General features: G+C 68.3%; 27 protein-coding genes. 14 read left to right on the top strand and 13 right to left on the bottom strand.

Annotated features, from left to right (window positions below):
- Positions 1–32: 32 nt before the first annotated feature.
- A complete protein-coding gene (gene pgi / locus VMT40_RS20945) occupies positions 33–1,673 on the top strand; it encodes a glucose-6-phosphate isomerase (RefSeq protein WP_326360111.1) in 1,641 nt (546 codons plus the stop codon).
- Between the two features lie 92 nt (positions 1,674–1,765).
- Here pgi and VMT40_RS20940 read toward each other — a convergent pair whose 3' ends face one another.
- Positions 1,766–3,091 carry a M23 family metallopeptidase gene (locus VMT40_RS20940; protein WP_326360110.1) on the bottom strand — a complete coding sequence of 442 codons (1,326 nt, stop codon included), beginning with the start codon at positions 3,089–3,091 and terminating at the stop codon, positions 1,766–1,768.
- A 511-nt stretch (positions 3,092–3,602) separates the two neighbouring features.
- Between VMT40_RS20940 and sucC the strand changes: the two genes are divergently transcribed.
- The 6 genes from sucC (at position 3,603) to purH (ending at position 10,919) form a co-directional block, all read left to right on the top strand.
- The gene (sucC, locus tag VMT40_RS20935) at positions 3,603–4,769 is read left to right on the top strand and encodes an ADP-forming succinate--CoA ligase subunit beta (RefSeq protein WP_326360109.1); all 1,167 of its coding nucleotides are present in this window, start codon (positions 3,603–3,605) and stop codon (positions 4,767–4,769) included.
- Between the two features lie 15 nt (positions 4,770–4,784).
- Entirely contained in the window at positions 4,785–5,699 is a 915-nt protein-coding gene (gene sucD, locus VMT40_RS20930; RefSeq protein WP_326360107.1) for a succinate--CoA ligase subunit alpha, read from the top strand.
- Positions 5,700–5,937: 238 nt separating this feature from the next.
- On the top strand, positions 5,938–6,924 hold the full coding sequence (locus VMT40_RS20925) for a DUF5336 domain-containing protein (protein WP_326360106.1): 987 nt from the start codon (positions 5,938–5,940) through the stop codon (positions 6,922–6,924).
- A gap of 133 nt (positions 6,925–7,057) precedes the next feature.
- Positions 7,058–8,611, top strand: coding sequence for a cell division protein PerM (locus VMT40_RS20920; protein WP_326360105.1), 1,554 nt, complete (start codon positions 7,058–7,060; stop codon positions 8,609–8,611).
- 80 nt (positions 8,612–8,691) lie between these two features.
- Positions 8,692–9,348, top strand: a complete 657-nt coding sequence (purN, locus tag VMT40_RS20915) for a phosphoribosylglycinamide formyltransferase (RefSeq protein WP_326360282.1) — start codon at positions 8,692–8,694, stop codon at positions 9,346–9,348.
- Positions 9,345–10,919, top strand: coding sequence for a bifunctional phosphoribosylaminoimidazolecarboxamide formyltransferase/IMP cyclohydrolase (purH, locus tag VMT40_RS20910; RefSeq protein ID WP_326360104.1), 1,575 nt, complete (start codon positions 9,345–9,347; stop codon positions 10,917–10,919). The genes purN and purH overlap by 4 nt, the downstream gene beginning before the upstream one ends.
- 93 nt (positions 10,920–11,012) lie before the next feature.
- Here purH and VMT40_RS20905 read toward each other — a convergent pair whose 3' ends face one another.
- Positions 11,013–11,468 (bottom strand): hypothetical protein, encoded by a 456-nt coding sequence (locus tag VMT40_RS20905; RefSeq protein ID WP_326360103.1) that lies wholly within the window; start codon positions 11,466–11,468, stop codon positions 11,013–11,015.
- Between the two features lie 217 nt (positions 11,469–11,685).
- Here VMT40_RS20905 and VMT40_RS20900 point away from each other — a divergent pair, with 217 nt between their 5' ends.
- A complete protein-coding gene (locus VMT40_RS20900; RefSeq protein WP_326306151.1) occupies positions 11,686–12,246 on the top strand; it encodes a LysM peptidoglycan-binding domain-containing protein in 561 nt (186 codons plus the stop codon).
- A gap of 176 nt (positions 12,247–12,422) precedes the next feature.
- Here the strand turns inward: VMT40_RS20900 and rpsR are convergent, their stop codons facing one another.
- From rpsR to rpmB, 4 genes are read right to left on the bottom strand one after another with little or no spacing between them, the layout of a single operon-like run.
- Complete coding sequence (gene rpsR / locus VMT40_RS20895) at positions 12,423–12,677, bottom strand: 30S ribosomal protein S18 (RefSeq protein WP_011211513.1); 255 nt, start codon at positions 12,675–12,677, stop codon at positions 12,423–12,425.
- 33 nt (positions 12,678–12,710) lie between these two features.
- Complete coding sequence (rpsN, locus tag VMT40_RS20890) at positions 12,711–13,016, bottom strand: 30S ribosomal protein S14 (protein WP_326360101.1); 306 nt, start codon at positions 13,014–13,016, stop codon at positions 12,711–12,713.
- A gap of 1 nt (position 13,017) precedes the next feature.
- Positions 13,018–13,188: a 50S ribosomal protein L33 gene (gene rpmG, locus VMT40_RS20885; RefSeq protein WP_067710392.1), complete on the bottom strand. Its 171-nt coding sequence runs from the start codon at positions 13,186–13,188 to the stop codon at positions 13,018–13,020.
- Positions 13,189–13,198: 10 nt separating this feature from the next.
- Positions 13,199–13,435: a 50S ribosomal protein L28 gene (gene rpmB / locus VMT40_RS20880; protein ID WP_326360100.1), complete on the bottom strand. Its 237-nt coding sequence runs from the start codon at positions 13,433–13,435 to the stop codon at positions 13,199–13,201.
- A 111-nt stretch (positions 13,436–13,546) separates the two neighbouring features.
- Here rpmB and mrf point away from each other — a divergent pair, with 111 nt between their 5' ends.
- Genes mrf through rpmF form a run of 3 tightly spaced genes read left to right on the top strand, consistent with a single transcriptional unit; the run spans position 13,547 to position 15,301 of the window.
- Complete coding sequence (gene mrf, locus VMT40_RS20875) at positions 13,547–14,836, top strand: ribosome hibernation factor-recruiting GTPase MRF (RefSeq protein ID WP_326360098.1); 1,290 nt, start codon at positions 13,547–13,549, stop codon at positions 14,834–14,836.
- 4 nt (positions 14,837–14,840) lie between these two features.
- Positions 14,841–15,125 carry a type B 50S ribosomal protein L31 gene (locus VMT40_RS20870; RefSeq protein ID WP_326360097.1) on the top strand — a complete coding sequence of 95 codons (285 nt, stop codon included), beginning with the start codon at positions 14,841–14,843 and terminating at the stop codon, positions 15,123–15,125.
- Positions 15,126–15,127: 2 nt separating this feature from the next.
- Positions 15,128–15,301: a 50S ribosomal protein L32 gene (gene rpmF, locus VMT40_RS20865; protein WP_326360095.1), complete on the top strand. Its 174-nt coding sequence runs from the start codon at positions 15,128–15,130 to the stop codon at positions 15,299–15,301.
- A 34-nt stretch (positions 15,302–15,335) separates the two neighbouring features.
- Here rpmF and VMT40_RS20860 read toward each other — a convergent pair whose 3' ends face one another.
- Together VMT40_RS20860 and VMT40_RS20855 are read right to left on the bottom strand one after the other, a co-directional pair.
- Positions 15,336–15,512 (bottom strand): hypothetical protein, encoded by a 177-nt coding sequence (locus tag VMT40_RS20860; RefSeq protein WP_326360094.1) that lies wholly within the window; start codon positions 15,510–15,512, stop codon positions 15,336–15,338.
- 286 nt (positions 15,513–15,798) lie between these two features.
- A complete protein-coding gene (locus VMT40_RS20855) occupies positions 15,799–16,827 on the bottom strand; it encodes a DUF1906 domain-containing protein (RefSeq protein WP_326360093.1) in 1,029 nt (342 codons plus the stop codon).
- 188 nt (positions 16,828–17,015) lie between these two features.
- Between VMT40_RS20855 and VMT40_RS20850 the strand changes: the two genes are divergently transcribed.
- Positions 17,016–17,831: a VOC family protein gene (locus VMT40_RS20850; RefSeq protein ID WP_326360092.1), complete on the top strand. Its 816-nt coding sequence runs from the start codon at positions 17,016–17,018 to the stop codon at positions 17,829–17,831.
- Here VMT40_RS20850 and VMT40_RS20845 read toward each other — a convergent pair.
- From VMT40_RS20845 to VMT40_RS20825, 5 genes are all read right to left on the bottom strand, one after another.
- Positions 17,737–18,513 (bottom strand): hypothetical protein, encoded by a 777-nt coding sequence (locus VMT40_RS20845; protein WP_326360091.1) that lies wholly within the window; start codon positions 18,511–18,513, stop codon positions 17,737–17,739. The genes VMT40_RS20850 and VMT40_RS20845 overlap by 95 nt on opposite strands.
- Before the next feature lie 10 nt (positions 18,514–18,523).
- The gene (locus VMT40_RS20840; RefSeq protein ID WP_442790029.1) at positions 18,524–19,129 is read right to left on the bottom strand and encodes a GTP-binding protein; all 606 of its coding nucleotides are present in this window, start codon (positions 19,127–19,129) and stop codon (positions 18,524–18,526) included.
- 94 nt (positions 19,130–19,223) lie between these two features.
- On the bottom strand, positions 19,224–19,601 hold the full coding sequence (locus VMT40_RS20835; RefSeq protein WP_326306162.1) for a DUF742 domain-containing protein: 378 nt from the start codon (positions 19,599–19,601) through the stop codon (positions 19,224–19,226).
- Positions 19,602–19,612: 11 nt separating this feature from the next.
- Positions 19,613–20,020: a roadblock/LC7 domain-containing protein gene (locus VMT40_RS20830; RefSeq protein WP_326306163.1), complete on the bottom strand. Its 408-nt coding sequence runs from the start codon at positions 20,018–20,020 to the stop codon at positions 19,613–19,615.
- On the bottom strand, positions 20,017–22,983 hold the full coding sequence (locus VMT40_RS20825) for a sensor histidine kinase (RefSeq protein WP_326360089.1): 2,967 nt from the start codon (positions 22,981–22,983) through the stop codon (positions 20,017–20,019). The genes VMT40_RS20830 and VMT40_RS20825 overlap by 4 nt, the downstream gene beginning before the upstream one ends.
- 331 nt (positions 22,984–23,314) lie before the next feature.
- Between VMT40_RS20825 and VMT40_RS20820 the strand changes: the two genes are divergently transcribed.
- Together VMT40_RS20820 and VMT40_RS20815 are read left to right on the top strand one after the other, a co-directional pair.
- Positions 23,315–24,007 carry a response regulator transcription factor gene (locus VMT40_RS20820; protein ID WP_326360088.1) on the top strand — a complete coding sequence of 231 codons (693 nt, stop codon included), beginning with the start codon at positions 23,315–23,317 and terminating at the stop codon, positions 24,005–24,007.
- Between the two features lie 92 nt (positions 24,008–24,099).
- A complete protein-coding gene (locus VMT40_RS20815; protein WP_326360281.1) occupies positions 24,100–25,479 on the top strand; it encodes a HAMP domain-containing sensor histidine kinase in 1,380 nt (459 codons plus the stop codon).
- Positions 25,480–25,557: the final 78 nt, after the last annotated feature.

The raw sequence follows: 25,557 nt of genomic DNA, 5'->3' as shown, positions 1-25,557 counted from the left end.
CGTCAGATCCGGGACGTTGTAACCTCGCCGGGGTGAGCAGCGACATCACCGCGTCGGCGGTCTGGGGGAAACTGCACGACCATCATGCGTCCATCGCCGGTCGACACCTGCGGGAGTTCTTCGCGGAGGATCCCGCGCGCGGCGGTGAGCTGACCGTCCAGGTGGCGGACCTGCACATCGACTACTCCAAGCACCGGGTGACGCGCGAAACCCTCGATCTGCTGGTCGAATTGGCGCGCACCGCCGAGGTCGAGCAGCGGCGCGACGCCATGTTCGCCGGTGCGCACATCAATACCTCCGAGGACCGCGCGGTCGGGCACGTCTGGCTGCGGCGGCCGGGCGGGCAGCCGTTGACCGTCGACGGCCAGGACGTCGAGACCGATGTCCACGACGTGCTCCGGCGCATGGGCGAATTCACCGATCAGGTGCGGTCCGGCGCGTGGCGGGGTGCGACGGGGGAGCGCATCACCACGGTCGTGAACATCGGCATCGGCGGCTCGGATCTGGGCCCGGCCATGGTGACGCTGGCCCTGCGGCACTACGCCGACGCGGGCATCTCGGCGCGCTTCGTCTCCAATGTCGATCCGGCCGACCTGGTTTCGAAGCTGCACGGCCTGAACCCGGCCACCACGCTGTTCATCGTCGCCTCCAAGACCTTCTCGACGCTCGAGACGCTCACCAACGCCACCGCGGCCCGCCGCTGGCTGGTGGCCGCGCTCGGCGAGGAGGCGGTGGCCAAACACTTCGTGGCGGTGTCCACGCACGCGCAGCGGGTGGCGGACTTCGGCATCGACACCGCCAATATGTTCGGATTCTGGGACTGGGTCGGCGGCCGGTACTCGGTGGACGCGGCCATCGGGCTCTCGGTCATGGCGGTCATCGGCAAGGAGCGCTTCGCCGAGTTCCTCGACGGAATGCACCGGGTGGACGAGCATTTCAAGTCCGCGCCCCTGGCCGAGAACGGTCCGGCGCTGCTGGGCCTGCTCGGCGTCTGGTACTCGAACTTCTTCGGCGCGCAGTCGCGCGCGGTGCTGCCGTATTCCAATGACCTGGCCCGTTTTCCGGCCTACCTGCAGCAGCTGACCATGGAGTCGAACGGGAAATCCGTTCGGGCCGACGGCACGCCGGTGTCGACCAGCACCGGCGAGATCTTCTGGGGCGAGCCCGGCACCAACGGCCAGCACGCCTTCTACCAGCTGCTGCACCAGGGCACCGTGCTGGTGCCCGCCGACTTCATCGGATTCGCCCGGCCCACCGACGATCTGCCCACCCTCGACGGCACCGGCAGCATGCACGACATCCTCATGTCGAACCTCTTCGCCCAGACCAAGGTGCTGGCCTTCGGCAAGACCGCCGAGGAGATCGCCGCCGAGGGCACCGACCCGAAGATCGTGCCGCACAAGGTGATGCCCGGCAACCGCCCCACGACGGCCATTCTTGCCCCCCAGCTGACCCCCTCCGTGCTCGGACAGCTCATCGCCCTGTACGAGCACATCGTCTTCACCGAGGGCGCGATCTGGGGCATCGACAGCTTCGATCAGTGGGGTGTCGAACTCGGCAAGCAACAGGCGCTGGCTCTCGAGCCGCTCCTGACGTCGCCGGAAGACCCCGCCCCGCAAGGAGATTCCTCCACCGACGCCCTCATCCACTGGTACCGCTCCCACCGTCGCTGAGTCCGGCCAGGCCCCGCTCCGGGGCCGCGGGGCCGCGGAATACGCGAAAGGCGCGCCCCTCAGGGCGCGCCTTTCGTCTGTTCGATTGTCTCTCAGTCCCGTTCGGGGCCGAGGGAGATGCCGCGGGAGGCGAGCCAGGGGAGGGGGTCGATCTTGTCGACGCCATTGAGCCAGACCTCGAAGTGGCAGTGCGGGCCGGTGGAGAAGCCGCGGTTGCCGACGGTGGCGATCTGGTCGCCCGCGAGGACGCGCTGGCCCTGGGAGACCGTGGCGGTGTCGATGTGGCCGTAGATGGTGACCGTGCCGTCGTCGTGCAGCAGGCGCACCCACATGCCGAAACCCGAAGCGGGACCGGCCTCGAGGACGGTGCCGTCGGCCACCGCGTAGATCGGGGTGCCGATGGGCGCGGCGATGTCCACGCCCTGGTGGGCGACGCCCCAGCGGATGCCGAAGCCGGAGGTGAAGGTGCCGTTGGCGAACTTCGTCCACAGCGGGCGGTACTTCGACGCCTCCTGGTTGGCCATATCGGCCGCGAACTGCTTGCCCTTCTCCAGGATGTCGTTGAACTGGTCCAGGCTGGCGGGCGCGGTCGGACTCACCACCTGAGGTGAACCCGTCGAGCCGTCGCCGCCGACGACCGAGGTCGCGGCGACCTCTTTGACCTGATTGGCGGCCTGGTAGTCGACATTGCTTGTGTCGTGGGCGCTGGCCTCGATGGTCGCCTGGCCCGCGGCCACCACGGCACCGGCCGCCACCGCGACCACCGCGGCCCGGCCCTTGAGCGCGGTCGGCGGGGCGGGCAGACGGTGGGTGCCGCCCGCGCGCCGCTTGCCGCCGGAGCGGGTCGGACGCTCGTCGTCGGCGGAATCCGCTTCCCGCGCGGCGCGATTCACGCGCGCGCCGTCACCGGAGAACTGGAGCTTCTCGCCGGACGCGGTCTTGAACGTGTAAACCGGCCGATACTCGTCGGAGGGCGTCGGGTCCGCGGTCGGATCCCAATTGGTCCGCGACTGCGGTGCCCAATCGCTGGGATTCGGTGCGGCCCAGCCGTTCACCGTGGTCTGGGCGTTGGAATCGTCCCAGCCCTGCTGCGGATCGTCCCAGCTCTGTTCCGACTGCCAGGCGGATTCGTCCCACTGCTGCTGGGGCTCACCCCACTGCTGGCCGCCGTTCCAGTCCGCGTCGGAATTCCATGCCTGCTCGGAGTTCCATGCCTGCTCGGAGTTCCATGCCTGCTCGGAGTTCCATGCCTGCTCGGAGTTCCATGCCTGCGTAGCGCCCCATTCGCCGTGGGCGACCGCGGTTGATGCGGAGTAGGGCGCGTCGAATGTGGTTGCGCCGCCGTAATTCTCAGCTTCCTCGCGATAGCGGTGCCCACGTCGGGGGCGGTGCTGCGAGGAAAAGGGGCCGTCGCTCATCTGCGCCGGTCCGAGGAGTATCGCGGGGCCGACAAGTCGCCTGCGGAGCGGCTCATACCTCTGGGAGCGCTGTGCTGCGTCAAGCCTGCCGTCCTCCTGTCCGTGACCGGGTTGTGACATCGACCGCAACGACGGTAACGAAACGATTGCGGCTCAGCAAGCGATGGACATGGTTCGACACATGTGTGTGACATTCATCACTTCCTGCGACGGAATGCGCTCACTGTGCTTGGGGTAACCAAGTGAGGTTTCTCGACGACGCCGCGTAGTAGTCGGCGTCACTCTCCGGCATTCCTGTGCTCCACCTGGCACCGGGCCAACAAGCTACCGATGAGTAGCATTGACAAGGGCTTTTTGGGACCGCGGAGACAGTACCGTGACCTGCGCCACTTAGGCTGTATGCGGCTGATTTCCGCTCCATGTGACTGATTAGAGTCCGAGCCGACCCGCCTCCGACGACGGGCCGCCAACCAAGACGTTGTCACAACAACGCAGACGAGACGGTGAGTACATGGATCTCTTCGAATATCAGGCGAAGGAACTCTTCGTGAAGCACGGAGTGCCTTCGTCCGAGGGCCGCGTCACTGATACGGCTGAGGACGCGCGTGCGATTGCCGAAGAAATCGGCAAGCCGGTAATGATCAAGTCGCAGGTCAAAGTCGGTGGCCGCGGCAAGGCCGGTGGCGTGAAGTACGCCGCCACCCCGGACGACGCCTTCACCCACGCGAACAACATCCTGGGCCTGGACATCAAGGGCCACATCACCAAGAAGATCCTGGTTGCCGAGGCCAAGGACATCGCCTCGGAGTACTACATCTCCTTCCTGCTGGACCGCTCCAACCGCACCTACCTGGCCATGTGCTCGGTCGAGGGCGGCATGGAGATCGAAGAGGTCGCGGCCACCAAGCCCGACCGCCTGGCCAAGGTGCCGGTCGACGCCGTCAAGGGCGTGGACCTGGCGTTCGCCCGTTCCATCGCCGAGCAGGGTCACCTGCCCGCCGACATCCTGGACGCGGCCGCGGTGACCATCCAGAAGCTGTGGGAGGTGTTCATCAAGGAGGACGCCACCCTGGTCGAGGTGAACCCGCTGGTCCGCACCCCCGACAACGAGATCTTGGCCCTCGACGGCAAGGTCACCCTGGACGAGAACGCCGAGTTCCGCCACCCCGACCACGCGGCGTTCGCGGACATCGACGCGACCGACCCGCTCGAGCTCAAGGCCAAGCAGAACGACCTCAACTACGTCAAGCTCGACGGCGAGGTCGGCATCATCGGCAACGGCGCGGGCCTGGTCATGTCCACCCTGGACGTCGTCGCCTACGCCGGTGAGAAGCACAACGGCGTCAAGCCCGCCAACTTCCTCGACATCGGCGGCGGCGCGTCCGCCGAGGTCATGGCCAACGGCCTGGACGTCATCCTGAACGACGCGCAGGTCAAGTCCGTGTTCGTGAACGTCTTCGGCGGCATCACCGCCTGTGACGCGGTCGCGAACGGCATCGTGAAGGCTCTGGAGATCCTGGGCGCCGAGGCCAACAAGCCGCTGGTCGTCCGTCTCGACGGCAACAAGGTCGAGGAGGGTCGCAAGATCCTCGTCGACGCCAACCACCCGCTGGTGACCCTCGCCCAGACCATGGACGAAGGCGCTGACAAGGCCGCCGAACTGGCCGCGGCCAAGTAAAGGACACGAACCAACATGTCTATCTTCCTCAACAAGGACAACAAGGTCATCGTCCAGGGCATCACCGGTGGTGAGGGCACCAAGCACACCGCCCTGATGCTGAAGGCCGGCACCAATGTGGTCGGCGGCGTCAACGCGCGCAAGGCGGGCACCACCGTCAAGCACGTCGACAAGGACGGCAACGAGGTCGAGCTGCCCGTGTTCGCGTCCGTGGCCGAGGCCATGGAGAAGACCGGCGCCGACACCTCCATCGCCTTTGTGCCCCCGGCCTTCTCGAAGGACGCCATCATCGAGGCCATCGACGCGGAGATCCCGCTGCTCGTGGTCATCACCGAGGGCATCCCGGTGCAGGACACCGCCTACGCGTGGGCCTACAACGTGGAGAAGGGCAACAAGACCCGCATCATCGGCCCGAACTGCCCCGGCATCATCACCCCGGGTGAGTCGCTGGTCGGCATCACCCCGGCCAACATCACCGGCAAGGGCCCGATCGGTCTGGTCTCCAAGTCCGGCACCCTGACCTACCAGATGATGTACGAGCTGCGGGACTTCGGTTTCTCCACCGCCATCGGCATCGGCGGCGACCCGGTCATCGGCACCACCCACATCGACGCCATCGAGGCGTTCGAGAAGGACCCGGAGACCAAGCTCATCGTCATGATCGGCGAGATCGGCGGCGACGCCGAGGAGCGGGCCGCGGCCTACATCCAGGCCAATGTCACCAAGCCGGTCGTCGGCTACGTCGCGGGCTTCACCGCGCCGGAGGGCAAGACCATGGGCCACGCGGGCGCCATCGTGTCCGGCTCGGCCGGTACCGCCCAGGCCAAGAAGGACGCCCTCGAGGCCGCGGGCGTGAAGGTCGGCAAGACCCCGTCCGAGACCGCCGCTCTGGCGCGCGAGATCCTGGAAAAGGCGAGCATCAGCGCTTGATGTTCTCGTGCCCCGCTGTCTGACGACAGCGGGGCACAGGCCGAGGGTTGGGTGGGTTCGGCCCGCTCGAACGGCTGATAACGAAGGCCGCCTGTCGAATTCGACAGGCGGCCTTCGATCGTTATATGGGGTATTGCGGAAAGGCTACGGCCGATGGTAGGTGGTGCCCCCGATCGTCAAGTGCAGTAGCGTCGGTGGAGGTTCGTGAACGACTCACGACTCGATAGGAGACGACGACATGTCATACCCGACCGGGGGCTCGGGATACAACGCGCCCCAGCCGACGCCCTCCTCCGCACCCGGATACGGCTCGCAGCCCGCAGGCGCTCCCGCTGCCGGTTCGGCCAAGGGCCTGCCGTTCTTCCTCACCGTGGGCGTGGCCGCCCTCGGTGTCATCAACTTCCTGCTGGGCTTCGCGCCCTACGCCGGGGTCGAGCTCGGCGGCGGACTCCGCAGCAGCGACGCCAATTTCAGCCTGTTCGAGAACACCGGCGCCGCCACCCTGGTGACCCTGCTGCTGCTCGCGGGCCTGCTGGCGGGTCTGTCGCTGCTGCCGAAGGCCACCGCCTACACCGGTGTCGTCGCGGCCGCGTCCCTCGCCGCGTTCCTGGGCATCCTGTTCAACGCCTTCGACCTCGGTGACGGTGTGTCGCTGAAGTGGGGCGGCTGGGTGCTGATCTTCCTGTCGCTGGTGCAGGCCGTGGTGGCCGTGGTGGCCCTGCTGTTCGAGCTGGGCATCGTGAAGGCTCCGGAGCCGAAACCGGCGGCGGCGCAGGGTGGTTACGGTCAGCCGCCGCAGCCGTTCAGCACCACCGGGCCGCAGTACCAGCAGCCGTCGTTCGGCCAGCAGGGTGGCTACGGTCAGCCGCCGCAGCAGCCCGGGTTCGGTCAGCAGGGCGCGACGCCGTCCTACGGTCAGCAGCCTTCCTACGGTCAGCAGGGCGGGTACGGTCAGCAGCCCGCCGGGTACGGCACCGGTTCGCAGCCGACCTACGGTCAGCAGCAGCCGCAGCCGTCGTACGGTCAGCAGCCGGGCCAGCCCGCCGGGCACGGCCAGCAGTCGCCGTACGGCCAGCCGCCGCAGCAGCCCGCGGGCAGCTCGGACGCGACCCAGCACTTCGGTAGCCAGCCGCAGCGTCCGGCGCAGCCGTTCGGTGGCGAGCAGTCGGCGGATCCGGCGGCCGACGCCACCCGTGCCTTCCGTCCCGGCCAGGACGACAAGTAATTCGGTTCGTGGGAGCGGCCTCCGGTCTGTGACCGGGGGCCGTTCTCTTTGGCTGTGCCCCATTCGACTACGTGTGTGCCCGCCCGGCGCGCCTGACCCCCCGGTTTCCGAGATGCTGCCACGCTGGTTGTCCATGAGTGCCCCGAGAACTGCCCTGGCTCGCCTGGGCGACCCCGAGCTTCGGGAGGAGCCGCCGCGACCGCCGGTCCCGCGGCGGGGCGGCGGTTTCGGGTCGCTGACCCCCGAACGCGCCCGGGTGCTGATGCTGGTGGCCGCGCGGCCGTCGGCCATCACCATGCTGGTGATCTTCATCCTGGTGTACGGCACGCTGTTGGCGGCGGGCAGTCCGATGAGCGGCACGTCCGGGGCCATTGCCGCGAGTTGGCTTGCGGTACACCAGGTTCCGCTGGTGATCGGCAAAACCGGGATCGGGCTGTGGCCGCTGCTGCCGACCGCGCTCATGCTGTGGCTGGTGGCCCGCGAGAGCGCGGTGGCCTCGGATTCCGACTGCGAGACCAACGAACTGGGCTGGGTGGTCGGGGCGGCCGTGGGCGGTCCGCTGCTGATCACCGCGGTGTGCCTGGCCGTCGCCGACGACGCCTCGGCCGTGGTGCCGCTGCAGCCGCCGAACACCTTGGCGGCCTTCGCCTGGGTACTCGGGCTGAACCTGCTGGCCGCCGCCGTCGGCATCGGTGCGGTGCGCTGGCGCGATTTCACCGATCTGTTGCAGATTCCCTTGCCGGACTGGGTGATTCCGGGTCTGCGGGCGGGCATGCTGGCCGTGGGCCGGTTGCTGCTGACCGCCACCGTGGTGACCGTGGTGTCGCTGTTCGCGCACTGGTCCCGGCTCGGCGAGACCTATCGCGCGGCCGGAAATCCGGTCGGCGCACTGGGTTTGACCGTGCTGTCGCTGGCCTACCTGCCGAACGTGGTGGTCGACGCGGTGAGCGTGCTGGTCGGCGGGCAGGTCCACATCGGCCCGGGATCGTTGAGCCTGTTCCGGATCGAGGGCGCGCCGGTGCCCGCGGTGCCGGTGTCGGCGGCGGTGCCCTCGGGTCCGGTGGCGGTGTGGTGGCTGGCGCTGCTCATCGTGCCCGCGGCCATCGGTGTGCTGTCCGGACTGGATTGCGGTCGCACCTCGCGGGATCGGGCCGGAGCGCCCTGGGCGACGCTGACCGCCGCGGGTGTCGCGGCCGTGGTCGTGGCGCTGCTGGGCGCCGTGGCCGGGGGCGAGCTCGGCACCTTCGGCCGGATCGCGCCGGATCTGGTGGCCGCTGCGCTGGTCTTCGCATGGCTCGCGGTCGCGGGTTACGTCGGCATGCTGGGCGCGCGGTGGTTCGGCGGACCGGCGACGGCGCTCGCCTATGACGAGTACGACGACGCGTACTACGACGACGAGGGCTACGCGGACGACGAGTACTACTACGCCGACGGCGAATACGACGACGAGTACGACGAGGACGAATACGACGATTACGACGAGGAATTCGAGGACGCGGACCCCGACGCGCCCGAACCCGCCGACCCCGACACCGACGGCGGCTGGTACGACGACGAGGACCTCGACGGCGCGCTCGAGGCCGAACTGGTCGACGACCACGACGAGCCCGCCGTCGCTGTGAAATCGTCCGAGAACCCCGACATCGTGGACGCGGAAGTGGTAGAGGGAGACCTGCCGGACAAGTAGCAATCGGGCGATAGTTACTCTTTAGGCGGCGGATTCGACCCCGCTGTCCCTTCCCGCTCCGATACCCAGGGAGTAGTGCGCTGACGTCCACGCCCGCCCAGCTGCTGCCGCCGACCGCGCCCGCGACCATTGTCGTGCTGGCCTCCGGCACCGGATCCCTGCTGCGCTCGCTGCTCGAAGCGACCCGGGAGCCGGGTTATCCGGCCCAGGTCGTCGCCGTCGGAGTCGATCGTGAGTGCGCCGCCACCGACCACGCCGAGGCGTTCGACGTCTCCTCGTTCAAGGTCGCGCTGGGTGATTTCGCCGATCGCGCCGCCTGGGATGCCGCGTTGACCGAGATGGTCGCGGTGTTCGAGCCCGATCTGGTGGTCTCCGCGGGCTTCATGCGGATTCTCGGGCCCACGTTCATGGACCGCTTCGGCGGTCGCATCATCAATACCCATCCCGCGCTGCTGCCCGCGTTCCCGGGCGCGCACGGGGTGCGGGACGCGCTCGCCTATGGCGTCCGGGTCACCGGTTCGACCGTGCACCTGGTCGATTCGGGGGTGGACACCGGGCCGATTCTCGCGCAGGAGGCGGTCACCGTGCTGCCCGACGACGACGAGGACAGCCTGCACGAGCGCATCAAGGTCGTGGAGCGGCGGTTGTTGGCGGAGGTCGTCGCCGCCGTCGCTACCCGAGGCATTGTCTCCGATGGACGAAAGGCAGTTATCCCAGATGAGCGAGTTCTCCGGTGAGTGAACGCAAGCCGATCAAGCGGGCCCTCGTAAGCGTCTACGACAAGACCGGTCTGATCGAACTGGCAACCGGTCTGCATCGGGCCGGAGTGGAGCTGGTCTCGACCGGCTCCACCGCCAACAAGATCGCCGAGGCCGGTATCCCGGTCACCAAAGTCGAGGACCTGACCGGTTTTCCGGAGACCCTGGACGGTCGCGTCAAGACCCTGCACCCGCGCGTGCACGCCGGGATCCTGGCCGACACCCGCAAGGAGGAGCACGTCGACCAGCTCGTCGAGCTCGGGGTCGAGGCGTTCCAGCTCGTCGTGGTGAACCTGTACCCGTTCACCCAGACCGTGGCCTCGGGCGCGAGCATCGACGAGTGCGTCGAGCAGATCGACATCGGCGGCCCGTCCATGGTGCGCGCCGCGGCCAAGAACCACCCGTCGGTCGCCGTGGTGGTGAACACCGCCGACTACGACACCGTGCTCGCGGCCGTCGGGCAGGGCGGCTTCACCCTGGCCGAGCGGACCGCCTTGGCGGCCAAGGCCTTCCAGCACACCGCCACCTACGATGTGGCCGTCGCCAGCTGGATGACCAGCGTCGCGGTTCCGGCCGTCGCGCCGGAAGGCGAAGCGCCGCAGCAGTTCCCGGAGTGGATCGGCGGCACCTGGGCGCGCGCCGACGTCCTGCGCTACGGCGAGAACCCGCATCAGGCCGCGGCGCTCTACACCAACCAGGGCGGTCCGACCGGGCTGGCGCAGGCGAAGCAGTTGCACGGCAAGGAGATGTCGTACAACAACTACACCGACGCCGATGCCGCCTGGCGCGCCGCCTACGACTTCGACGAGCCCGCGGTCGCGGTCATCAAGCACGCCAACCCGTGTGGCATCGCGGTCGGCGCGGATATCGCGGAGGCGCATCGCAAGGCGCACGCCACCGACCCGGTCTCCGCGTACGGCGGTGTGATCGCGGCCAATCGCGAGGTCTCCGTGGAGATGGCCGAGCAGGTCGCCGACATCTTCACCGAGGTCATCGTGGCCCCCTCCTACGCCAATGGCGCGGTGGAGGTCTTGCAGCGCAAGAAGAACGTGCGCGTGCTGATCGCCGATCCGGCCCAGCGCAAGGGCGCGGAGCTGCGTCCGGTCAGCGGCGGCGTGCTGCTGCAGGAGCGCGACATCCTCGATGCCGAGGGTGACAGCGCCGCCAACTGGACCCTCGCCGCGGGCGAGGCCGCCGACGCGGCCACCCTGCGCGATCTCGAATTCGCCTGGCGCGCTTGCCGGGCCGTGAAGTCCAACGCCATCCTGCTGGCCGACGACGGCGCGGCCGTTGGCGTCGGCATGGGTCAGGTCAACCGGGTCGACTCCTGCAAGCTGGCCGTGGAGCGCGCCGGGGACCGGGCCAAGGGCGCGGTGGCCGCGTCGGACGCCTTCTTCCCGTTCTCCGACGGCCCGCAGATCCTGGTGGCCGCGGGCGTGCGCGCCATCGTGCACCCGGGCGGCTCGATCCGGGACAAGGACACCATCGAGCTCTGCCGCGAGGCGGGGGTCACGCTGTACCTGACGGGGTCCCGTCACTTCGCGCACTGACGCGAAACCCCCTCGGGGGTAACGATTTCGGGGCCGGTGCGCAGAAGCGCACCGGCCCCGCTCGTCATTCCGGCATCCTGCGGAGTCTCGGGTCTATTTGGCGCTCAATACTTTTCGATCACCCAGCGGAGCCTTCAGCTGGATCTCCAGGGTGCCGAAGACGGCGATCATGGTGCACATCTTGCCGACCGCCTCGGGCAGCGTGCCGGACTTCAGATCCACGGTGACGCTGGCGGAGGTCTCGGTGACGGCGGCGTCGACGCCGTAGCACTCGGGGGAGCCGGTCTGGAAGTTCACCGCGATCTTGTCGGGGGCGAGCCGGGTCCAGCTGTCGAAGGAGATGCTGTGCGGGCTGACGATATTCGGGTTGGCGGTGAAGGCGCGCCCGATTTGTCCGTTGGGTGCCTCGGTGGGTGTATTGGTGGTGGTGGCCGTGCTCGTCTTCGCTTGGTCGCCACCGTTTCCGCCACTGCCGCACGCGGTGATGGTGAGCCCGATCAGCGCGGCCGCGGCGGCAGCGATCAGGCGGCGTCCCCTGGTCCCGTACATGGCTGACACCCTAGTGTCCCCGGACCGTACGGACGGTTACGAAGGCCCGATTCGACCCGCTGGCGAATTTCCGGCGAAGACACGCCGAAATCTTCGCAGAACCGGCGCGTAACAGTGCGGTGACCCGGGCCGGATGGCTACTGTTGTCCTAGATGTGCGAATGCAGTTCCGCGCCATCGGCTTATCTCATGATCACCCCCTCCCGAAAGGACGCACCGTGGGCGACTCGTTGAAGGTCGGCGAAGAACTCGGTCGTGGAGAGGCGCTGCAAGGCGGTGCCTACACCCTGACTCTGCAAGATGATGGCAACCTGGTGCTGTCCGACCCGAGCGGCAAGGTCGAGTGGGCTTCCGGCACCAATGGCCAGGGCGTCGTCCGGGCCACCCTGCAAGACGACGGCAACTTCGTGCTCTACAAGGAAGATGGCGCCGCCTGGTCCACCGAGACCAATGGCAAGAGCGCGGACCGCCTGGTGGTTCAGGCCGACCGCAATGTCGTGCTGTACGGCACCGATGGTTCCGCCCTGTGGAGCTCGGGCACCAACACCGACAACCCGCTCCCCGCGCCGGAACCGGCCCAGACCCAGGCCGCCGCGGTCGAGGATGTCCCCCCGCCGCCGCCCGCCGCCCAGACCTACACGGTCGAGCCGGGCGACACCCTGTGGGCCATTGCCGAGCGCTTCTACGGCGACGGCAACCGCTACCAGGAAATCGCCAATGCCTCCGGCATCGACAACCCCGACAACATCCAGCCGGGCCAGGTCCTGACCATCCCGTAGGTCGAGGCTTCGCCGCGATTGCGAGAAATTGAAGCCCCCGAGTGCAAAAGCACTCGGGGGCTTCATGTTTGGGGGTGGTAGTTCACCCTGCCCTGATGGGGTTTCAGGGGCTTTGCCCCTGAGAGTTACGAGAGTTGTTTCAACTCTGGGGTTTTCGCGCCCCGCGTGGTCGCGAGCTAGCGGCTCGTGAACGGCAGGAGCGCCATCTCGCGCGCGTTCTTGACGGCGACCGCGACCTGGCGCTGCTGCTGCGGGGTCAGACCGGTGACCCGGCGGCTGCGGATCTTGCCGCGATCGGAGATGAACGTGCGCAGCAGGTTCACGTCCTTGTAGTCGACGGTCTCGATACCGGCGGCGATCAGGGGATTCTTCTTGGGGCGGCGGGCCTGTTCGGCGCGGACCTTCTTCGACGGTGCTCGCTTCACTGCCATGTCAGCGGTTCCTCACTCACGGATCGTGGATGCTTACCAGCTCGATTTGTGCACACCGGGCAATTCTCCCCGATGGGCCATCGCGCGAACCCGCACACGCGAGAGACCGAACTTTCGGAGATGACCACGCGGGCGTCCGTCCGCGGCGTCCCGATTGCGCAATCGTACCGGACTGGCATCCCGGGGCATTTTCTGCAAGGCGGACTGGGCGGCCGCGCGTTCCTCGTCGCTGCTGCTCGGCTTGCGGATGATCTCCTTGAGCTCCGCACGCCGCTCGGCATAGCGGGCCACGATCAGTTTGCGCTCTTCGTTTTTCGCGATCTTCGACTTCTTCGCCACGTCAGCGGTCCTCACGGAAGTCGACGTGCTTGCGGACGACCGGGTCGTACTTCTTGAGCACCATGCGGTCGGGGTCGTTGCGCCGATTCTTGCGGGTGACGTAGGTGTAGCCGGTCCCGGCCGTGGACTTCAGCTTGATGACGGGCCGAATGTCGGTCGATTTCGATGCCATGGTTGTCCTTTCAGATCTTTTCGCCAGCCGCGCGCAAGCGAGCGACGACCGCTTCGATGCCGTCGCGGTCGATGACCTTGATGCCCTTGGTGGAGACGGTCAGCGTGATGCGCCGTCCCTCGCTGGGCAGGTAGTAGGTCTTGCGCTGGATATTGGGGTCCCAGCGCCGGTTGGTCCGCTTGTGCGAGTGCGATACGGACTTGCCGAAGCCCGGCTTGCGGCCGGTGACCTGGCAGATGGCCGACATGGGCACTCCCTTCCGGTGGTAGACGTTGATGACAATCGTTTTCGACAACGAAGTTATTCCAAGGTACATTGAGTCCCCGGTAATTGAAAATCATTGTCGAAAGGGGGACCGGTGCCGTCCCAACGCAAGCCAGTGCTCGTCCTCGCGGGACTCCCCGGCCGCGCCGCCGAGGGCGTCGAACGGACCGCCCTCCTGCTGGGCGGCAAGCCCGGAACGGTCGTGGTCCGCCACGATCTGAGCGAGCTGCGCCAGGGCGTGGTGCGGCGCATCGTCCGGATCGACGGACGTGAGAGCGTCACCGTGCTGGAACTCGCGCACGGCTGCGTCTCGTGCACCCTGCGCGCCGACCTGCTGCCCTACCTGTGCCTGCTGGCCGAGCGGGATTCGGTGCGGCGCATCGTGCTCGCGCTGGATCCGGCCTTCGAGGCGGAAGCGGTGTGCCAGGCCATCACCGACGTGCCGGTCACCGGCGTGGTGGGCCGGGTGGACGGACCCGCCGGGCGCAGCGTGCGGATCGACGGCGTCGTCACCTGTGTCGACGCGCGGGACTGGCTGGCCGACGCCACCGGCGACGAGACGCTCGCCGAGCGCGGCCACGCCACCGCCGAGGACGACCGAACCATCGCACAACTGGCCGTCGGTCAGGTCGAATTCGCCGATGCCCTGGTGGCTTTCGACGGCGGGGCCGATCTGCTCGACCGTGAGCGCACGGCCGCGGTGCTGGCCCGGCTGGCCCCGCGCGCCCCCGTCGCCTGGGTGGCCGAACCCGCCGCCCTGGCTCTCGACGACCTGGCCTGGCTGCATCGCCGAGTACCGGCCGACGCCCGCCGCGGCGCGCCGTTCGATCCGCACGCGCCGCTGCTCGCCGGTGAACCGCCGCTGGAGCCGGATTGCGGTGTGGCACTGGTGGAATTCGCCACCGACCGCCCCTTTCACCCCGACCGACTGCACTCGGCCATCGATGTGCTGCTGGACGGCGTGGTGAGTGCCAAGGGCCGGGTGTGGCTGGCAACCCAGCCCGACGAAGTGGTGTGGCTGGAGTCGGCCGGTGGCGGACTGCGGGTCGGCGGCGCGGGAAAGTGGCTGGCCGCCATGACATCCCGGGAACTCGACGAAGTCGATCCGGAGCGCCGCACGCTGGCGTCGCTGCGCTGGCACGAGGAGTTCGGGGACCGGCACACCTCGCTGGTGATCCTGGTCGCCGACGCGGACGCCGACGAGATCCGCCACGCGCTGCACTGGGCCCTGGTGGACGAGGACGAACTGCGGCAGGTGCGTTTCGCGCCCGAGCGCGTCGCGCTGTGGACCGACCCCTTCGGCGATCAGCACGAAGAGCCCTGCGACACAACCCGATCCACACCCGTCGCCGGGGACGGCGCGAGCAGCAACAACGAAAGGTGAAGTGATGAAACAGGGAATCCATCCCGATTACCACCCGGTGGTCTTCCAGGACGTGAGCACCGGCAAATGCTTCCTGACCCGTTCGACCGCGGTGTCCAATCGCACCATCGAATGGGAGGACGGCAATACCTATCCGCTGCTGGTGGTCGACGTGACCTCGGATTCGCATCCGTTCTGGACCGGTAATCAGCGCGTGCTCGATACCGCGGGCCGGGTGGAGAAGTTCGAGCGCCGCTATGGCAAACGGGTTCGCGGAAACCGCAATTCGACTACCGACAAGGAGAACTGACCATGGCCGTTCCGAAGCGCAGAATGTCGCGGGCCAATACCCACAGCCGCCGCTCGCAGTGGAAGGCGACGCCGCCGGATTTGATTCCGGTGAAGGTCGGGGGAGTGGAATACAAGGTGCCGCGCCGACTCGCGCGGGCGGTGGAGCGCGGGCTGATCGACCCGGGGAAGCTCTGACCGATCAGACCGCGTCCACGGTCACCGGGTCGGGTCAGCCTTCCTTGGCGGCGAGGTCGACCAGGGTCGCCGCGAGCCGGAAGTACTTGTTCTTTCCAAGATCGGCAATGGTTTTGATGCCCAGGGCATCGAGCAGTTTCTCGTCGTGCTTCTCGGTGAGACCGGCCAGCGCCGAGGGCGGCGCGGTCAATAGATCGGACGAGGCCGACAATAGCCCCGAAGTTGCTGTCCCACCAGAGATCTGCTCGAGTGTTGCCGAGGCGTGAACCGGGCGGCCGCGGCTTTCGGGCGTGCGAAAAAGACTTCCCAAAGTTGTGAACTCGTAGCCTGGCGGCGGTATCCTCGTGCCTTGAGGGCGGGTTCTTCTGATCACAGAAGAACCCGCTCATCGCCACTTCAAGGGCCGTTCTCGCCCAGTTCAGCGACTGTTTCCCCAGTTCTCGACCGATTATCGGGCGCCGCGCGAGTGCCGAAGAAATTCCGACAAATCACTCAATTCAGCTGTCGGATGCGGTATTCGAGGCGTGCGTCGCCGGAGCTTGTCCACTCTCGGCCGATTTGGTCGAATTGCCGTTCGGGCCGACACCCCAGCCCGGCAGCGGCACGCCGGGCAGCAACTGCTCGAGCTTTGCCAACTGGTCGGCGACCACCGTGGCCGGACCCTCCACCAGCGAGAAGGGGAAGGGCCACCGGTGCTGTCCGGACAGCCGGGCCACCTCGTGCTCGAGTTCGGCGGTCGTGGCCTCCAGATCGCTGATCTCGGTGCGCAGCTCGTCGATCCGGGCGAGCGCCGCGGCCAGCCCGTCGACGACGGTCCGGTCGCGGCCCTGGGCATCGGTGCCCAACTGTGGCCAGCCGCCGAGGCCGGGGCCGCGTAGCTGGGTCTGGATATCGCGCAAAATTTGGTCCTGCTCGGGTGTCAAGTCCGGTTCCTCCGTTTCCACATCCCATTGGCCGAAATCGGCTCGGTCGGTTTGGTTCACATCGCAGCGCACCCCGTCGACCGTCACCTGTTCGCCCGTCTGGAAGATCGCGACGCGCGGATCCACATTCCCGCCCGACCAGGCCACCGTCTGCCACGCCCAGGTGGCCGACCCGCTGTCCAGCGCCCGGCTCACCGGCCAATATCCGCCGTAGATACCGACATTCGCGCGGCCGAGCACGCTGGCCGCGCCGTCGAGGTAGGCGTCGATGGGTACCTGCTGCTGCGGGGTGGCGTCGAAATCGGCCGAGAAGTAGACCGGTCGATCCGCCCGCCCGCCGCAGCGCAGCACCTGCGCCAGCGCCGCGTGCGCGTCGGTGACGCCCGCGCCGTAGCCGTCGAGCATGCGCGCGGCGGTGGTCTCCCAGTTGGAAACGATCGAAATGCCGTGTGCGCGCAGGTCGTCCGCTTCGGCGGGAGTGAGTAGTTTGCCCGGAAGCGTGGGGCCGCCCTCGGACAGATAGCGCACCACGAAGTCGTAGCCCGCCGCGGTGATGGCACTCGGGGCGGGCCGACCCGCGGCGTAGTCCAGCCCGAAACGCATGCCTCTCACTGTAATTCGCGAACCGTGCCGAGCGTGGCGCTCTGCCCGATTTGCCCGCGCGAAGGTGCGCTCCGCATCCCCGCGCTCGCGCCGCGCACAGAACCATCGCGGTGAGTGATCGAGAGTGGTTGACTGGAGGGCAATTTGTGAGCTGCGTCACTGATATTTCAGAAATGGAGCGATGACCGATGCCTGTACGCAAGGAGGCGTGGCCCCCGGGCACACCGTGCTGGGTCGACTGCCAGGTCGACGATCCGGCCAAGGCCGGTGAGTTCTACGCGGCGCTGTTCGACTGGGATGTCCAGGGCAGCGGGGACGACGCGGGTTATCTCATGGCACTGCGCGACGGGCAGGCCGTCGCGGGCATCGGGCCCAAACCGGAGGCCGGGGTGCCCTCGGTGTGGACCACGTACTTCGCGGTGACCGATGCCGACCGGGCCGCCGAGCAGGTGACCGCGGCCGGGGGCCGACTGCTCGTACCCGCCTTCGACGTCATGGAATTCGGCCGCATGTTCGTGGCCGCCGACGCCTCGGGCGCGCCCTTCGCGGTCTGGGAGGCGCGGGCGCACGACGGCGCGGCGGTGTTCAACGAGCACGGCGCGTACGTCTGGAACGACTTGCACACCGGCGATTTCGACGCCGCCAAGACCTTCTACGGCGACGTCTTCGGCTTCACCTTCACCGAATTCGACGACGAGACCATGCGCTACGCCACCTTCACCCCGCCCGGCGGGACCGAGGCGGTGGGCGGCATCAACGACGACAGCGTCAATGGCGTGGCCGCCGAGGTGCCCTACTGGCTGACCTGGTTCCAGTTCGAGGACATCGACACCGGCATCGCGCGGGCGGTGGAATTGGGTGCGACCGTGCTCATGTCGGCCACCGACGGGCCGTTCGGCCGCATGGCCATCATGGCCGCGCCGCAGGGAGAACTGTTCGGTCTGCTCGATCCGACTCCGGCCGCCGCGCCTCACGCCGGTCCGGCGCGACCAGGATTGCCGTGATCGGAACCGCCAGGGAGAGCGTGCCGATGATGAAGAACGGCACGAAGAAGGTGAACAGCACATTCCCGTGCGGCACCGGCTCGGACGGATCCACGTGCACCTGCAGCCCGGTCAATCCGGTATAGTGCATGCCGGTCACCAGGATCGCGTACACCAGCGCACCGGCCAGCACCATCGGCACCGAGCCCACCCAGAGGCTGAACCACAGCGTCAGCGCCGAGAGCACGAACGCGATGACGTACACCGCGACGGAGGACACCAGGCTGCGGTCCACGCTGCCCTGGATGCGAATCGCGCTGAGCAGCAACTGGTGTACGTCACCGAGGCCGAAGGCCATGACGCCCGCCGCGACCAGCAGCCGCCACCAGACCAGGCGCTTGCCGTTGATGAGCAGGGCCACCAGCACGGTCACCGCGGACAGCACCGAGAACAGCGTGATGGAGGTGGTCTCGTAGCGCAGCGGGCTGCCCTTCACGTCGAAGCCCAGCATCGACACGAAGATCGGCATGGCCACGCCCACACCGCCGATGGACACGGCGGCCACGAACAGCCACACCAGCCGGAAGCGCTGGGTCACCGACTTGGTGGACTGACGGATGCAGGCCAGCCCGCACGCCGCCCCCGCGAAGGACACGATCAGCGCCAGCGCGATGACCCAGTAGCCCATCGAGAAATAGATCATTCGGTTCCCTCTAACCGCGCCCGGCGTTTTCGCGTTGCGCGGTCATCAGCCTTTCGATCGCGTACTCGGTGACGGCGGCCAGCGCCCGGCGCACCTCGGCCGGGTCGCGCGCGTCGATGTCCACGATCGGCACGCCCTCGCGGACGCTGAGCGCCTCTCGCAGTTCGGTGACCGGGAAGCGGGGCGCGTCCGGGAAGCGGTTGACCGCGATCAGGAATGGCAGCGACTTGGCCTCGAAGAAGTCGACGGCCGCGAAGCTGTCCTCGATGCGGCGGGTGTCGACCAGCACCACCGCGCCGATGGCGCCCTTGATGAGGTCGTCCCACATGAACCAGAACCGCCGCTGTCCGGGCGTGCCGAACAGGTACAGCACCAGATTGCCGGGCAGGATGATGCGCCCGAAATCCATGGCCACCGTGGTGGTTTCCTTGCCCGGTGTGGCGGCGAGGTCGTCGACCCCGTCCGAGTAGCCGGTCACCATGGCCTCGGTGCGCAGCGGCACGATCTCCGAGACCGCGCCCACGAAGGTGGTCTTGCCCGCGCCGAATCCGCCCGCCACGACGATCTTGGTCGAGGCGGTGCGGGCCTCCTCGCCCGGGCGCGGCGGGAACGGCAGGGTCGGGTTGGCGAACTGCCCGGTGGTGTACGCGGGGACCTGCCCGGTGGTGTACGCCGGGCCGCCCTGCGCACCGCCCGGGTACCCGCCGCCGTCAAAGGGCCCGGAGCCCATGCAGGGTCCTCTCCATCAGGGAGCGCCGCTCGTCGAAGGTCGCCTGATCGCTCAAAGTCGAATGCACGCGCAGGGTTCCGGCCACCACCAGATCGCCGATGACGACCCGGATCATGCCCAGCGGCCGCCCCAGGTGCGCGGCGATCTCGGCGACCGAGAGCCGCGCGGTGCCCAGCCGCAGGATCTCGGTGCGCACGTCACCGGCGGGCCAGTCGAAATGGGCGGTATAGGACAGGGTTTCGACGACCGCCTCGAGCGGCAGGTCGACCGCGGGCTCGGTGCGGCCCGAGGTCAGCGCGTAGGGACGAACTCGTGTGGTCGGTGGCCGGTTACCGCCACCGCCAAGGGGATTGGTCATGGGCGGCTCATCTAGGCAGTGCGGGCGGTGGCCGAGACCACGGACCCGACCCGGTCGACCAGTAGGGCCATCTCGTAGCCGATCCGGCCGATGTCGTGCTGCTTGTTGGCCAGCACCGCCAGGTGCGAGCCATTGCCCACGCTCATGACCAGCAGGTAGCCGCGCTGCATCTCGACGATGGACTGCATCACCTTGCCGCCCTCGAAAAGCTGTGCGGCACCGGCGGACAGGCTGGCCAGACCGGCCGTCACCGCGGCCAGCTGCTCACCGCGATCGGGCGGCAGGTGCGGGCTGGTGGCCTGCAGCAGGCCATCGGCGGAGACCAGCACGGCGTGCGAGACGCCCGGAACCTCCCGGGTGAAGCGGGTGACCAACCAGTTCAGATTCTCATCGGTGGTGGTGCGCTGGGTGTCGGTCATGCATGCCCTCCGTCGTTGTACTGGGAGTCGGCCCGCCCGGAGCGGACACCGCTGAGATGCCTGGAGAGGCTGTTGCGGATCTCTTCCGGATTGCGGCCTTCGCCGTCGTCCTCCTGGGCGACGGCGCCGGGCACCAGCTGGGCTCCGGGCTGCCGGATCGGCAGCCCGCCCTGGGTGCGGCTACTGGTGATCGGGTTGGCCGCCTCCTCGGCCGCGGCCCAGCCAGCGTCCGAATTCGACGACCATGCCGCGCCATCCTGTTCCCCGGCGGCCGGTTCCACCAGCCACTCGGAGACCATGCGCTGATAGATCGGGGTCGGGGCCCCGCCCACCGGACGCAGTCCGGGCTGCGGGGCGCTCGGCCGCGGCGCGGCGGGTGCGGCCTCGTTGCCGCGAAGCTCTCGACTGTCTTGGCTTCCGGGACCGTACCCCTGGTTACCGACCACATAGCCGTTGTCGGTGGGGCGGGCGACCGGATGCTCACCGGTACCGAAGGCGCTGTAGCCGTTGCCGAACGAGGTTCCGGCGCTCTCGGCCTCGGCTTTGTAGACGCCGTTCCCGGTGATCGGGGTGACCGGCTCGGGCACCTCGTTCTCGCCCTCCGGCGTGCGGGCCTCGCCCCAGAAGTCCATCTGGGCCGGGGCGGGCCGGGGTTCGGGACGCTCGGATTCCGGGCGCAGCGCGGTCACGCCGTAGGCGCGGGCCTCGTCCGGTTCGGCGAACGCGTCGGTGAAGCCGTCCGAGAAGCGATCCGGCAGCGGTTGCGCCTCACCGCGGAAGGCGACCGGCACCGCGGGCTGCTCACCGGAGTCCAGATTCGGCTTGCGCTGCGGCAGACCGGAACTGGTGGTGAAGCGTCCGGTGGTGGTGGCCGCGGCGGGCTCGGTCAGGTTCGGCACCGGCGTCAGGTGCGGGGGCGCGATCACCGGCTGCGGCGCCGAGGCCGGGCCCGACGGCACGCCAACCGGCCCGGTGACCAAGGGATTCGGCCCGGTGGCCAGCGAATTCGCGCCCGTGGGCATGGGAATCGGGCCCGAGGCCAGCGTGCCGGGCGGCACCGGCAGCGCCGTCCCGACCGGGTACTGCCCGGTCGGGTCGCCGCCGCGCTCGGGCGCGGGCGAGACCAGACTGCCCGGCAGGTGCACGCTGGCGGTGATGCCCGGCTGCTGCACCATGGCCGAGGTGCGGCGCAGGCTCACGGTGATGTTGTGCCGCTTGGCCAGGCGGCCGACCACGAAAAGACCCATGCGGCGGGCGGTCTCGACATTGACCTCGCCACCGGAGGCCAGGCGGTCGTTGATGCCCTGCAGGTCCTCGGCGTTCATGCCCAGGCCGCGGTCGGTGATCTCGATCAGGTAGCCGCCGTCCACCGCGCGCGCCACCGACACCGCCACCGGCGTGGTGGGCGGGGAGTAGCGCAGCGCGTTGTCGATCAGCTCGGCCAACAGGTGCTCGATGTCGACGGCCGGTTCACCGGCGACGATGCCGTCGGGTACGGTGCCGATCTCGACGCGCTGGTAGTCCTCCACCTGCGAGACCGAGGACCACAGCATGTCCGACAGCGGCACCGGCGCGAGATGGCCACGGCGCAGCGCGGTTCCGGCCAGCACCAGCAGGTTGTCGCCATTGCGGCGCATGCGGGTGGCGAGGTGGTCGAGGCGGAACAGCGACTGCAGGCGCTCGGAGTCGTCCTCGTCGCGCTCGAGCTCCTCGATCAGGCCCAGCTGCTGCTCCACGAGGGATTGGCTACGGCGGGAAAGGGTCTCGAACATGTTGCCGATCTGCAGGCGCAGTCGCGCCTGTTCGGCGGCCAGGTGCAGCGCCTGGGAGTGGATGTCGTCGACGGCGCGGGCGAGCTGCCCGATCTCCTCGGTGGTGTGCACGTCGACCGGGGTGATCTCCGGGGTCGCGCCACCGGCGCGCACCACCTCGAGCTCCTGGGGCAGGTCGATGTGGGCCACCTGCAAGGCATCTCGCCGCAGGCGTCGCACCGGGACGACCAGCGAGCGGGCCACCACCAGTGCCAGCGCCAGACCGGCCAGCAGCATGCCGATCACGATGGAGGTGTCGCGCAGGACGTTGTTGCGGGCCTCGGTGGTGAGCTGGGACAGCTTGTGGTCCATGGAGTCCGCGACGGTGGTGATCTCTTTGCCGTAGGCGTCGGCGCTGGTGCGCAGCGAATCCTGCATGGCGGGCAGGCTGCCCGGGTCGGGCACGTTCTGCATGAGGATGCCGACGCGGGCACCGGCATTGTCCTTGAGCACGTTGGCGTTCTGCGCCGCGTCGGGCACCAGGCCGCGGTACACCTCGATCATGGTGATCTCGGCGCCGATGGCGGTGAGCAGCTTGGTGCGCAGGGCCGGGTTGTTGCCCGCGCCCGGCACCGCCAGCATGACGCGCTCCTGGGTGAGCAGCCGCGACGCGGTGAGCGCGGCGCCGAACTGCAGGAAGGACTGCTGCACCCGGAGGTCACCCACGGTGATGGAGTTGGACAGCGCGGTCTGGATCCGGGTCTGCACCTCGTCCGCCTGATCGCCGATGGTCTGGGGCGAGCTGGTGCGCAGGCTGTTGCGCATCGTTTTGGCCACCGCCATGGAGGTGCCCAGTTCCTTGACGACGGCGGGGTCGGCGTTGGAGGTCTTGATGGTGGTCTCGAGGGCCGCCGTGACCTGATCGAACTTGGCGGTGGCGGCGTCGAGCGCGGGGTCGACATCCTGATTGCCGCCGGTGATCGCGGCGACCGCGAGTTCATTGGTGGAGGTGATGAATTGGACGGTGGAGTGCAGGACGTCCATCTGGTCCGTCGCCGCGCTCAGTTTCGAAATGGTCTGCAATTCGCTGTTGATGCGCAGTACCGCGAACGTCGCGGCGAGGAGCACCGGGAGCACCAGCACGATCCCGACCTTGCGGGTAACGGGCCAGTTGGACAGGCTGAATTGCCAGGACCGGGGTGCTGCTTCCATCCCGCTTCCGTCGCCTCCGCTTTCACGATTGACCCCCGGGTACGTATGCGGTTGTACGGCTTTGGGGTCGAACCCGCGCGGAACCAACTAGAGGTCTTCTTTTACGGCCTGCAACATACCGCGTGAGCTGAGTAACGGCAATTCGGGCGACTTGATGGTTTAGTTTTCGAATGCGGCGTTGCCGCAACGCATTTCGCGAGAATTTGGGTGACATCGCAACCACTGCGGGGCGGATCTTCGCGAAAGTCGCAGGTCACCTGCCCGACCCGCCCGGCGTGTCGAAGTCGCCCTTCTCAGTGACCTCTCAGTCGGTGTGGGCAGACTGGTTGCCATGCGCATTCTGGTAGTCGACGACGACCGGGCGGTCCGTGAATCGCTCCGTCGCTCGCTGACCTTCAACGGGTACACCGTCGACCTCGCCGTCGACGGTCTGGACGCCTTGGAGAAGACCGCCAGTCAGCGACCCGACGCCCTCGTGCTCGACGTGATGATGCCGCGCCTGGACGGCCTCGAGGTCTGCCGCCGCCTGCGCAGCACAGGCGACGATCTGCCGATTCTGGTACTCACCGCACGGGATTCGGTCTCCGAGCGCGTGGCCGGGCTCGACGCGGGCGCCGACGACTACCTACCCAAGCCCTTCGCGCTCGAGGAACTGCTGGCCCGGCTGCGCGCGCTGCTGCGCCGCACCGCGTCCGGCGATGCCGCGGACCTGGGCTCGGAGGCCATGACCTTCGCCGACCTCTCGCTCGATCCCGTCACCCGCGAGGTCACCCGCGGGGACCGCCAGATCAGCCTCACCCGCACCGAGTTCTCGCTGCTGGAAATGCTCATGGCCAATCCGCGCCGCGTGCTCACCCGCAGCCGCATTCTCGAGGAGGTGTGGGGCTACGACTTCCCCACCTCCGGCAACGCGCTCGAGGTGTACATCGGCTACCTGCGCCGCAAAACCGAGGCCGACGGCGAAGCGCGTCTCATCCACACCGTGCGCGGCGTCGGCTACGTGCTGCGCGAGACCCCGCCGTAGGAGCCGTGCTCGTGGGTAGAACCGTTCCCCGGCGCCCGGTGGTCGCCGGACTGGGGTCCGCACGAACGGAGGCCGTCGAACTGCGGCCGCCGATGCCGTTGACCCGATCGGTCTCGCTGCGCTGGCGGGTCACGCTGCTGGCCGCCTCGGTGGTGGCCGTGGCCGTCGCCTTCACCTCCATCGCCGCCTACGCCATGGTGGCGCGCTCGCTGTACGCGGACGTGGATTCGCAGCTGCGGGCCCGGGCCTCGGTGATGATCGACAACAATCTCGACAGCCTGGGCTTCCAGTCGCTGGTGTTCGCCGGGCTGTACTCCAGCGATGTCGGTGTGGCGCTGGTCTTCCCGGACCAGTCGCAATACGTGCCGCCGCAGACCACGATTCCGCCCATCGGCAACAACGAGCGCGCGGTGGCCCGCGGCGAGATCGGCTTCTCGCTGCGCACCGTCGACGATCAGCGGGTGTTGGCCCGGCGCACCCACTCCGGGTCCACCCTGGTGGTCTCGCAGCGGCTGCAACCCACCAAGGAGGTGCTCGACCGGCTGGCCTGGCTGCTGTTCGTGGTCGGCGGCTGCGGGGTCATCGTGGCGGCCGCGGCCGGAACCACGGTGGGCCGCACCGGTTTGCGGCCCATCGCCCGCCTCACCGCCGCCACCGAGCGCATTGCCCGCACCGACGACCTGACCCCGATCCCGGTCACCGGCGACGACGAACTCGCCCGGCTCACCGAGAGTTTCAACACCATGCTGCGGGCGCTGGGCGAATCCCGGGAACGCCAGCGCCGATTGGTGGCCGACGCCGGTCACGAGCTCAAGACGCCACTGACCTCCTTGCGCACCAATATGGAACTGCTCATCGCCTCCTCGCGGCCGGGCGCGCCCCGCATCCCCGACGAGGACATGGCCGAACTGCGCTCCGACGTGATGGCCCAGATCGAGGAGTTGTCCACGCTGGTGGGCGATCTGGTCGATCTGGCCCGCGAGGACGCGCCCGAAACCGTCTACGAGCAGATCGATCTCGGCGACGTGGCCGAACGCGCGCTCGAACGGGTCCGGCGGCGGCGCACCGGAATCGAGTTCGACGCCACCCTGCGGCCCTGGTTCGTCTACGGCGACGAACCCGGACTCGAGCGCGCGCTGCTCAATGTGCTCGACAACGCGGCCAAATGGAGTCCGGAGGGCGCGAAGGTCTTCGTCACCATGCGCGAGAACGGGCGCGGGCTGCTGGAGTTCGTGGTGGACGACGCCGGACCGGGCATTCCGCCCGCCGAACGCGAATTGGTGTTCGAGCGCTTCTACCGCACCACCGCCTCGCGCTCCATGCCCGGCTCCGGGCTGGGCCTGGCCATCGTGAAGCAGGTGGTGACCAAACACGGCGGCACCATCAACATCGATACTTCCGACCGCGGCGGCGCTTTGATCCGTATCGTGCTGCCTGGAGAAGGCGCACCACCGCCTGCGGCGGCGCTGTGAACCGCAATCCGTGGTGGCGGACAACTGAAAGCTCGGCGAAAAGCAAGCACGGTCTCAGTCCACTCTCAGTCGTTCCCG

Source organism: Nocardia sp. CDC160, assembly GCF_035818795.1.
Classification (GTDB): Bacteria; Actinomycetota; Actinomycetes; order Mycobacteriales; family Mycobacteriaceae; genus Nocardia.
The sequence above is the reverse complement of the archived record's forward strand: the minus strand, read 5'-3'. Positions and strand labels throughout refer to the sequence as shown.